This is a genomic window from Cryobacterium luteum (genome assembly GCF_900110125.1).
Lineage (GTDB): Bacteria > Actinomycetota > Actinomycetes > Actinomycetales > Microbacteriaceae > Cryobacterium > Cryobacterium luteum.
This window is the reverse complement of the sequence record NZ_FOCN01000039.1, coordinates 1-9,802: the sequence shown is the minus strand read 5'-3', so window position 1 is coordinate 9,802 and position 9,802 is coordinate 1. Positions and strand designations below refer to the sequence as shown.

6 protein-coding genes and 1 pseudogene are annotated in these 9,802 nt (G+C 54.2%); 1 reads left to right on the top strand and 6 read right to left on the bottom strand.

What is annotated here, in order from left to right; translation table 11 throughout:
* Nucleotides 1-464: 464 nt before the first annotated feature.
* The 5 genes and pseudogenes from BMW72_RS17620 to BMW72_RS17600 form a co-directional block, all read right to left on the bottom strand.
* Nucleotides 465-647 (bottom strand): annotated as a pseudogene (locus BMW72_RS17620) (transposase); the annotation flags it as partial.
* Between the two features lie 360 nt (nt 648-1,007).
* Complete coding sequence (locus BMW72_RS17615; protein ID WP_134450429.1) at nt 1,008-2,030, bottom strand: hypothetical protein; 1,023 nt, start codon at nt 2,028-2,030, stop codon at nt 1,008-1,010.
* A gap of 820 nt (nt 2,031-2,850) precedes the next feature.
* Complete coding sequence (locus BMW72_RS17610) at nt 2,851-4,158, bottom strand: lipopolysaccharide biosynthesis protein (RefSeq protein WP_277871558.1); 1,308 nt, start codon at nt 4,156-4,158, stop codon at nt 2,851-2,853.
* On the bottom strand, nt 4,158-5,228 hold the full coding sequence (locus tag BMW72_RS17605; RefSeq protein ID WP_092112892.1) for a polysaccharide pyruvyl transferase family protein: 1,071 nt from the start codon (nt 5,226-5,228) through the stop codon (nt 4,158-4,160). Before BMW72_RS17605 ends, BMW72_RS17610 begins: the two co-directional genes overlap by 1 nt.
* A 4-nt stretch (nt 5,229-5,232) precedes the next feature.
* Complete coding sequence (locus BMW72_RS17600; RefSeq protein WP_092112888.1) at nt 5,233-6,246, bottom strand: glycosyltransferase family 2 protein; 1,014 nt, start codon at nt 6,244-6,246, stop codon at nt 5,233-5,235.
* Nucleotides 6,247-7,543: 1,297 nt separating this feature from the next.
* On the opposite strand from BMW72_RS17600, the gene BMW72_RS18540 reads away from it, so the two are divergent.
* A complete protein-coding gene (locus BMW72_RS18540) occupies nt 7,544-8,683 on the top strand; it encodes a glycosyltransferase (protein ID WP_134450428.1) in 1,140 nt (379 codons plus the stop codon).
* A 477-nt stretch (nt 8,684-9,160) separates the two neighbouring features.
* On the opposite strand, the gene BMW72_RS17590 is transcribed toward BMW72_RS18540, so the two are convergent.
* Nucleotides 9,161-9,802: transposase (locus tag BMW72_RS17590; RefSeq protein ID WP_139175930.1), on the bottom strand; the 642-nt coding region annotated here is incomplete at its 5' end.

Here is a 9,802-nt window from a genome sequence, read left to right as displayed (position 1 = left end):
ATGGTCTTCTTCACCATTGAGATGTCCCGGCGTGAACACCCCACCAGACCTGCGATCTCGTCGTAGCTGCGGCCCTCGAATACCAACGCTGTTATGGCTTTGTAGCTCGCCATCAATGCCCCCTCCGTCAGGAATCGGCAACACCCGTCGTGCTGCCGTCCTTTCAACGGGACCAGATGCAGATGACCGCAGTACCAACAGCGTGGAACGGCAGTACCAACAACGTGGACTAACCGTACCGAGTCGGACTACTCGCCACATTGGTCGGGTTTAACGTGGTCATACAAACTCCCAAGAGTCTGGGTGTTGCAACGACCAGTAGAACCCAAGGCGATACTGGCCCTATTTTCGGTCGGCGTTAACAGATGTGGTTGCGAGCCGCCTGCAAGGTCTTGCCTTCACGCAGGGCCATGTGTGTCAATGGCCATAAAGAACGGCCCGCTGGCGGCCACGAGGAGCAGCCTTCAGTTCAACGTATGAACAATTAAGTGGCTCTTCGCAGAGAGAGAAGTGTAAGTGGGGCGGAATCCGCCAGTTTCAAGGAGCGATTGGGCTATGTAGTGCGTCAGATTTCGAAAGCCCAAGGCCGTGCCGCGAAGGTGTTCCAGCCGTCCGTTGATGGCTTCGGTCGGACCCTTCGAGGATCCGCCGGGCGCTAAAGAGCGGGTATCCCACGCGCCCGCGATGGCCAAGATTGTGCTGTCGAACCCTTGACCGTGGTCCCCAACCGCACCACCACTGGCTTTCTTCGGCAGGAACGGTGGCTCTGAACCGCACGATCGGGTGGCTCAAGGGATCAAATACTCAAATTTTCGACGATTAGCCATAAAACCGATTCTCCTTACCTCTGTCTCAATTCACCATACGGGCACAAACCAACAGAGTGCATAAATTTGGGGAGCGAAATCTGGACCCACCGTCCATGTGGAAATATCTGGGCACCGAGATATTCCTGTGAAATGCCTCCATATGTTAACAGAAATCGACCTAGATTACTGGAGCATATTTCATTCTGCCGCGCCGTTTGCAACACCTTTGGCGTCTCGCGCATTCCCCTTCGAGAATTCTCTGCGCAACGGTTTATAAGAAATAAGAATAGGGACAAAAACAAATACAAACAGCAGTGTGGTGCTGCGGAACATCTCGCCCTTCAAATTCGCAATCGCCGCAGCCACGAGGAGCGCCAACAGAAGTACAGGGTGTCCTTTGAGGGTGCGCCGCAAGAATACGATAAAGGCGATGTACACCAGAAATACATATATCAGGCCGCCAACGAATAAATCGTTAGTGAACCCAATGTCTGTTCGCTCACCGCGTGCTTGCGTGTAGAGCCGGACGCCTTCCCCAAATAACAAGTCATTACCCTCAGGCACCCTCATCAGTTCAGGAACTAGCACACTGTAGTTCCCCGTGTATTCATTGCTGGTAAAAAGAGTTTCAGTATCAGAGAAGAATGCCATCAACTGTCGATACGCTGCAGGGGCGTACTCGCCCATCGCGCCAAATGCAAGCGTTCCACCAATAACCACGACGGCAACGCTTAGAAGCATGCCGGGGAGATTGAAGCGCGAAAGATATACGGTGACAATAATGATGCTCGACATTGCTGCAAAGACCAACAGGCCCGTCCGGCCATTGAGCAGGCTCGTGGCCATCACGAGAATAATCTGCGTCAGATAAGGGCGCTTGTCTCGGATCATGAAGTAAAGCGCACAGCCAGCCAAGATAGCGTGATAAATCTGTGTGGCGTAGGTGAAATCGGAAGAAATCCCGTAGATCCGGTCCTGAATTACCCACGAGTTCGATCCGCCAGCTGCGATGTAGAATTTTCGTGAGATATCGTGCACAGCAGGGATTATTGCTCCCAGGATTGCAAACATTCCCTGTGCACTTCCGAGCAACAACACTACTTCGAAAGACTTGATCCAGTCGTGACCCGTTTTTGCTAAAAGGTCAATTATAAATAAGACATTTATTACAACTAATACGATAACGCTATTTTGGACGATGCGTAGCTCGTCGAAACTCACTACATTTTGTCTAGAAGCAAGTATAACAATTGCGACGTAGAAGCTACCAGCGAGAAAACTCAGGATCAGAGCCATAACTGGCCTAGCGAATAACATCCGCCGAACCGACGGGTCCCCACTTAACGAGTAGAAAGCACCCAACACAAGAGGAGCTGTTCCCAACAACACTAACTTGAATATCGGCGACTCAACACCGAAAGGGGGCGTGTAGATCACGTAAAACATGTACAGGTACAGGGGAAATCTGGCCACCAGGCTAGCGCGCGCTGACGCCTGTTTTAATCTCGCAACCGCCATGCCGGTTCAGCCTTTCTCTCCGAGCTGGGGTACTAGTCAACGTTCTTTGAGCAGGATTTACAGTTACCAACGGATTGAAAGTTTTCTCCGAAGTTCTCACGCAACGACGCCGTACACTATCCGGCAGCAGCGCGTCGAAATCAGGTGCAAGGTTAAGGTTAACGCTACCATCCGCCAGCAGCGACACTCGATCGGCAACCATCTGATAACTGCCGTGATGCCGGAGCACGTCATTCAACGCATACCCCAACACGGTCTAACGCCTATTCATCCACGCTAGCTGAGAACTGTTTGTCGACTACGATCACATGCACGTCGCCAAATTGCCGGCCGAGGTCGAAAAGAGCAACCTTGCAAAAACGTCGTCAATGCACAATTCCGCGTTATCGTTATTCGTTCGCAGCCTCGTCAAACTTCGCCAAAACAGCGCCCGCTCTTTCCGTAACATCGCCAACTACTATTTGCGAATGCTACCCAACGGCGTAATCTCGATACGATTCCCCGTTCGAGGTTCACAAGTCGGTTAACGGCGGATAGTTGCGACTCCGCTATTCGCTTGCCAGACAACGACGAGCCCACAAAACCAAGAGATCAAATCCCCGACGGCAAGAGCTATAAATATCAGTGTGAGACTAGCGAGCAGGTCCAAGTCGCTGGTGGTCGCAAAGGCAATTGTGATAACGAGAAATGCGGCGCGCGAGAGTTCAATCGTGACGAGAATCCGCGCACGCTCGAGCACCCGGAACACGCTGCGGACTGGACTGGCAAGCATTCGAGTAGTCGCGACGATTGCCATAGCCTGCGCGATTTGAGCTGCTCCTTGCCAACCAGTGCCCAAAAACAAAGGGAGCACGATGGGCGCTAGGAAAAACAAGCCAAGACCGACCAAACCACTTGCAACGCCGAGCCACATTGACGTTTTCAGGTAAATTCGTACCATGTGGCGCTCATCAGTCCGAATTGCCTGAGAAATTTCTCCGGTGAAGACCGAGCTGACGGCCATACCCACGAGCGCCAGCGGAACTGCAACAATGCGTTCCGCCATCCCTATTTGGCCACCGTCCGACACGCCAAACCAGTAGATAACGAAAAGGACTGGAGCCTGCTGGGCTAAGAGCGTCAGGCTTGTCATCGGAGCGAAGATTAGTGGAAATCGCCAATATCGACGCACGGATTGAAACCACTGTCTTAAGGTAAAAGAATGCGCATATCGCTTTACATATGGCGATAGAAGAACAGCTCCAAGTGAGGTCCCAATCAAGGTTCCCGTCACCAAACCGTTGAAGCCAGAAAACCGAGTGGTGTTGATGAACGCGAATTGGGATGCTGTTATAGCGATTGACTGAGCCGTATTTCGGTGCCCGATACTGCCATATCGACCCGCTCGAATGGCCAACTGAGCAAGCAGCGAGACGACGCCTGTCACAAAAAGTAAAATTGGCAGGGACCAGGCCAGGAATGGACGAGTTGCAGAATCGATTGTCGACGTCAACGGACTCCAAAGCACGAGGCACGCGAGGATACAGCAGACAACGGCCAAGGACGAAACTCCTGCGGTCGCGATTGGCGTGACGGAAGAATCGGCGCGGGGAAGGAGGACCGCTTGATCGAAGCCGAGAAGGGCAACCGGCACGAGGACCGCGACGATAGAAAGCGCGAAGGTAAGAACGCCGAACAATTCGGGAGCATAGAGCCGTGAGAGAACAGGCATCGCTAGAAACGTAACTATTTGTCCTACAGCTGTCCCGGCCAGAATCTGACTGAAGCCAACCAGCGGTGATTGGCGCCTGCGGCCCTCAGCAGAAGGATTGCGTGTCGTCCGACTGGGCATCATCGAAGGCGGGCTTGAGCGAGAATCACTCGCGTCAGGGCACTGTAGTCAAATCTCACTTCGTTGTAACTTTGTACGGCGAGCGCGCTCGTTACCTCGCGCGCTGCGATCTCTAGTGACTTCGCATCTACGCGGTCAAGCATGGTTATGTATGCGCACTGCTTTGCAATCCAATCCGTGTAAGTGCCTGTGACCTTATGGTTTGTGTTTGGAAGGGCAACGCAGGGGGTTCCAGTTATAGCCGCAAAGATCATGCCGTGCAGGCGGTCCGTTATCACAAGAGAAGAGTGACGATATAGCTCTAATGTGCTGAGCGGAAGACGATGAGTGTCGTTCCTATTCACCTCTGCGTCCGGCACACCGTGATCCCGGTCAATGGTTGCGCCGAAAATCGCGGCCACGTCTCTGATGACCTGATGATCTGAAGGGCTGAGTGCGCGCTCTGCATCGTGGCGAAGAGCGAGAAGGACACCTTCACGTGATTCCCTGGGCATCGATTGAAAATCTGGAGTAAGGGATAAAACGATGTCTGGCGCATACCCAACGTATCCCGAGAAGGTCGTTTGCATCACTGATAAGCTTTCGCGTTCACGAGCGAAGAGTGTGAGCCAACCACCGCATTTTGAAAGCGCGCGGGCTTCTCGCGCTGCCGAGGCTTTGCGTTCGGGGCGGTCCATATAAATAATCGACTGAGGAAACGAGATAATCCGGTGTCCTCGGAGATATTGTGCGATGAACTCCCGCCCGAGCTGCAATCGCGGATAGAGGTCCCCCATGTTTCCCCCGCCGACTAAAAAGACAATATCATCTGTCTTCAGCTGTCGACGTAAGCTACGCAGCACCCGATACGTTTTTCGTATGGGCACACTTTGGACATGGAAGGGCTGATCGAAGCGCTCAAGAAAACGTTCTTGTGCATATCCGATGGCAAGATCGCCGATGTTTCCATAGTCCGGCGCTAACATGATAACGGCGTTAGTCACCGATCGATCGAGCTCAATGCGTTCACGCCCGACAGCGGTCATGAACTGTTGGTAGACGCGTGCCATGAAGACTTTCAGTCTCAACATATCCCTAAAACTTCCGGTGCCGTCTCGCGTAGTTGCTAATCAAAATTCGTGAAAAGGCAAGCGCCCAAATTACCCGGAGGCCGAAAAAAGCAGCGAAGGCGAATATTCTGGTATCTGCCCGAGCTTCGGGATCATGCAGGACTTCATGACGAAAGTTGCGTACGGGTGTTGTGATCGCGGGGTCAAGCAACTTCGTCTCCGACGACGACGGCAGATCTGATAAATAGAAAACACTCTCCATAAAAGCTCGTGATCGGGCGGCACGCATCACTCGATCGCCGAATGGAGCAACATTGTCCACTGCTTCGGAAGCGAATCGAATCGCATCCATCCGCTTGTTGAGCTGCTTTTGCGCTGTGATGCTCGTTGAACGCTGTACGTAGTAATAAGTGCAGTCGTGAGTGAGTGCAACTAGGCGCGCACGAGCGAACAGTCGATAGGTGACGGGAAGATCTTCGTAGAGAGCGCCGACCGGATAACGGATCCCATCAAAGAGTTCGGACCGATACAGCTTGCCCCAAGCGCTGTTTGTAACTCCGCGCTGATGAAAAAGGCGCACAAGGGCATCTTCGCGCTCCAGATACTCGGGCGCTGAGCGAGAAAGAGTCCCCGCGGCCGGATAGGTGTTGGCTGGCTCAACGGCGAGGAAGTCCGCAACAGCAATGTCGACTTTCGGTTGGGCTGCGAAAACCGCGAGCAGTCTCGCAACATGGTTGACGGAGATGACGTCATCTCCATCTACACAGAGTATAAAATTGCCGGTCGCAGCGTTGATACCGGTGTTCCTCGCCGCAGACAGGCCACCGTTGGTACGATGAATCACTCGCACTCGATCGTCCTCGAGAGCGAACTGATCGCACATGTCTCCGCTACCGTCGGTGGAGCCGTCATCGACGAGAATAACTTCAAGGTCCGAATGTGACTGAGAAAGAATGCTCTTCACGCATGGAGCCAAATATACTGACACGTTATAGATCGGGGCAATTATACTCACGCAGAGCGCTCTTGAATCTGGCATCTGATGCCCCCCTTGTTTAAAACGCACGGATGCGGCGGTCCTCACCGGCGTACCTCGCTCAGTCGCACTTTCGCATCAACAACCGACACTTGCGGATTAAACTTACCGTGCAATCCCCGGCTTTTCCGCCAGTCTTTGAGTGCGTAAAATTGAGCAGGGCGGCTCAGCGTAAGAAACTGAGAGCCGCTCGGCAGCCGTGGACACTATCAAGATATGCCGTTCAACCCTTCGCTTCCAAAACGAATCTGCGACAGACTGCAGCTGGCCGTTTCATATTCTCCTACTCGGGCATACTGCTCAGAGGAGCGCCGTACTGTTTCAGTCATGTGTGTAAGACTCTAAGTCTCTTTGAAAAGTAGACCCGTAGCACCGACAGCCGGACACAGCGGTGTGGCCGCGGAGCGAGGAGAAAAAGTAAACCGGTGGCCAAGGCTACCGAAGCAATAGATGTTTTTTTTACGGCATGCGCGCAGGGCAAGTTGCTGAGAAATTTCAATGCACTAACTGAGATACCGGGTCTACTACCTGCCGGTGGCTCAGGCAGTTGAGCGGAATTCGGACACGGACACGAAGCCTCGATCGGCGTCCCGGCTGTCGATCCATGAGCAAAAAAATTCTCGCGCGGACTTCCCGTACATCAGTCGCTAACGGCGATCGCCGCCGGGCTGGACCGGCTCCTCTTCACCATTTCGCAAGACATACTGCGCGATAGTGGTTTAGCGACTAACTCGCGGCTGCAGCTGCATGTCTCGCCGCAGTAGGTGAATCCACGCTTAAAGTCTGCGGGTCTCCACACGATATTTCTAACGTTGGACCTCGGAGTTTCCCAGACGACGAGCGCATCCGAGTCTCGGATTACTCCAGACAGTTTTTACTGATCGCTGCGAATCCAGAGTAGGGAGAATCTAATGGTCAGCTTCGCACCGGAAAAGTAGCTGGCTGCGGTTATGCCATAGCGGGTTTCCTCAATGGCAACTAGTTAGTGTCCGTTGCGACGTCCACCGTAAATATATGAGCAGCGCAGGGATCGCGGCTGAAATGTTGCTCTTGGGGCTTCTTCGAAGGGCCATTGCAGGAGATGGCGCAGAGTGAGGTAACGTGGCACATCACGTATCTATGCGGCGAGACAGGGCACCACTGAGAGACTGAGAAATTTTTTGGTGCACGTGGTAGTCCCCATGGCCAAGAAGCGACTCGGGGTTGCAGTGGCAGTACCAAATGTAGGTCGTCTCGGCGTGGTCACAAGAGTGCCGGCGCGCGACTGGCCGTTTGGTCTACGAAAGACGAATTGGGGAACGTGTTGAAAATTATTGAGGTTGTCAGGGGCTTGGGTCTTGGAGGCGCGGAGACGCTCCTATTTCGTCGTCTTAAGCACTCAATCGAAGCTGGGATTCTTGCTCCCGCAGACATTACAGTTATCAACACTTATCCTCGCCAAGACTATTACGAGAAACAGTTCAGGGCGCTCGGCGTTTCAGTTCTGAACACTAAGAGTAATTCTCGAATTCTGAGCAGCATTGAGTTAGTTCGTTATCTAGGTAGTCAAGGAAAGGAGGCAGTGCTCGTCGCGCACTCACCATTTCCTGCATCAATCGTGAAAGCGCAATCAGCTTGTCGAGGAGCTCGATTTCCAATCATTGAAGTAGCCCATTCCACACAATACTCGTGGCTCACTTTGAGCCTTGGCCTAGTCTGGAATCGATACGCCGACTTATGTATCGCTGTTAGTGATGATGTTTCCAGGGCTGTGACGACAAGAGGCTTTCGTCGCAAGCTGGTTATTTTGGCCGGCGTAGATCAAGCCGAAATGCGCCTGTGGGTGGAAGGGTCACTCGATGTAGCCTTGGGCATGCGAGAGTCGCTGGGTGTCAAGTCATCCCAACGCCTTATAGTAGCGGTGGGCAGCCTTGTCGCTTTGAAAGGACACCGGTTTCTTCTCGATGCCGTGGCGGAACTCCGCGACAGCAATATCCACGCAGCCATAGTCGGAGAGGGCGATGAGAGAGCTTCTCTAGAGCAGCAGATATCTCGCTTGGGTCTCGTTGGTCGTGTACACCTATTGGGAAGGCAAGCTGACGCTTGGCAGTGGGCTGCGGTGGCGGATATAATTGCCCACCCCAGCCTGTACGAAGGGTTGCCTGTTGCGCTCATGGAGGCGCGCGTCCTAGGAATACCGACGGTGGCAAGTGACGTTGGTGGCATCGCTCAACTATTCGATGGCGCATCCGCTAGTAGACTCACCGCTCCTGAAAGTAGTGCGGATTTGGAACGGGCAATTAGGGAGGTTCTAGACGATCTTCCGCTATTTGCGGAGGAGTTCTTAACTCGAGCGTCCGGCCCAACTCGCTGGGACATATCTCGCTACTCTCGGGAGTTTTATGCAGCACTTGCCTCAGAGTCGATAAAATTCGCAAGCCGTTCGCAGGATCGGAATTAGTCGCGTCACTGGCGGTGAAGCAGATACGAGCGGCCCGTTGCTGCCAGGACGGGCTGGGACCTAGCCGTGGCCGTGGCGACTTTGCGGCGTTGTCTCATTCCCGCGCCGACCGAAAATTTCGTAAGGAAGCCTAACTGTCTTCGGGGGTTCCTGATACGGGCCGCCTGTTTCGAAATTCTGGGGCACATGTCACGGCCGGGCTCTGAACGCAAATCGCACGATCCGATCGGTGTCCCGATAGCGCGTTTCACTATCGTGGAGGCTGCTGCACAGTTTAGTCACGGCGGTCGCTTCACGCTTGGTCGGTATCGATCCAGCGTATGAGCAAGGATTCCGGGTTAGTCGGTAGCGGAGCGTTGTCCCCGGGCTCCTCTAGGGCACCACCTGTAAGTTTCCCAGGTTTGTGCAAACTTCCCGCGCGAGGGCCAAGTCGGTACTTGGCGCGGCCTAGCGGATGAGGGGGCCCCTATGAAGCTTCTATATCTCGTCAACCCCCAATTTTGTGGCTGACGCGGTGTTGAGGTGCCGGTAGATGCTTCTGGCCAGGTAGCGCTTGAGGATGCGGCGGATCTCTCGGTCAGTCTTTCCCTCAGCGCGTCGGCGTTCGACGTAGTCGTGTGTTCCCGGGTCGTGGACCATTCGGACCATCGCGATGATGTTCAAGGCACGGTTGAGTTGGCGGTCTCCGCCACGGTTTAGTCGATGCCGTGTGGTGTTGCCTGATGATGCGGGAATTGGATTCACGCCGGCGATCGCGGCGAAAGCGGCTTCGCTCTTGACCCGGCCCGGGTGGGACCACGCGACGAGTGTTCTGGCTGCGGTGACGGGGCCGATACCGGTTTTTTCCAGCAGCTCGGCTGCAGGGCTCGCTGCGACGAGGTCACTAATACGCGTCATGTTTTGGCCGAGCTCGGTGTCTAGCTCGAGGATGCGTTTGGCTAGACGTATTGCTTCTGTGCGCGCGGTGGTCGCGGCAAGGGCTTCTTCTCGTGTGCGCCAGCGCGCGACCTCGGCGATCTTGCGTGCTCCGAGGGGACGTCGGGCGTCGATGCCGAGGTCGATAATCCGAAGTAATGCGGTGAGTGCGTTCACCGCGCGGGTGCGCTCAGCGGCGAGTCC

What these genes read in the sequence shown, in the direction of transcription:
- BMW72_RS17600 (WP_092112888.1), bottom strand. Translation starts at nt 6,246, where the DNA reads ATGCCAGATTCAAGAGCGCTCTGCGTGAGTATAATTGCCCCGATCTAT.
- BMW72_RS17610 (WP_277871558.1), bottom strand. Translation starts at nt 4,158, where the DNA reads ATGCCCAGTCGGACGACACGCAATCCTTCTGCTGAGGGCCGCAGGCGC.
- BMW72_RS17605 (WP_092112892.1), bottom strand. Translation starts at nt 5,228, where the DNA reads ATGTTGAGACTGAAAGTCTTCATGGCACGCGTCTACCAACAGTTCATG.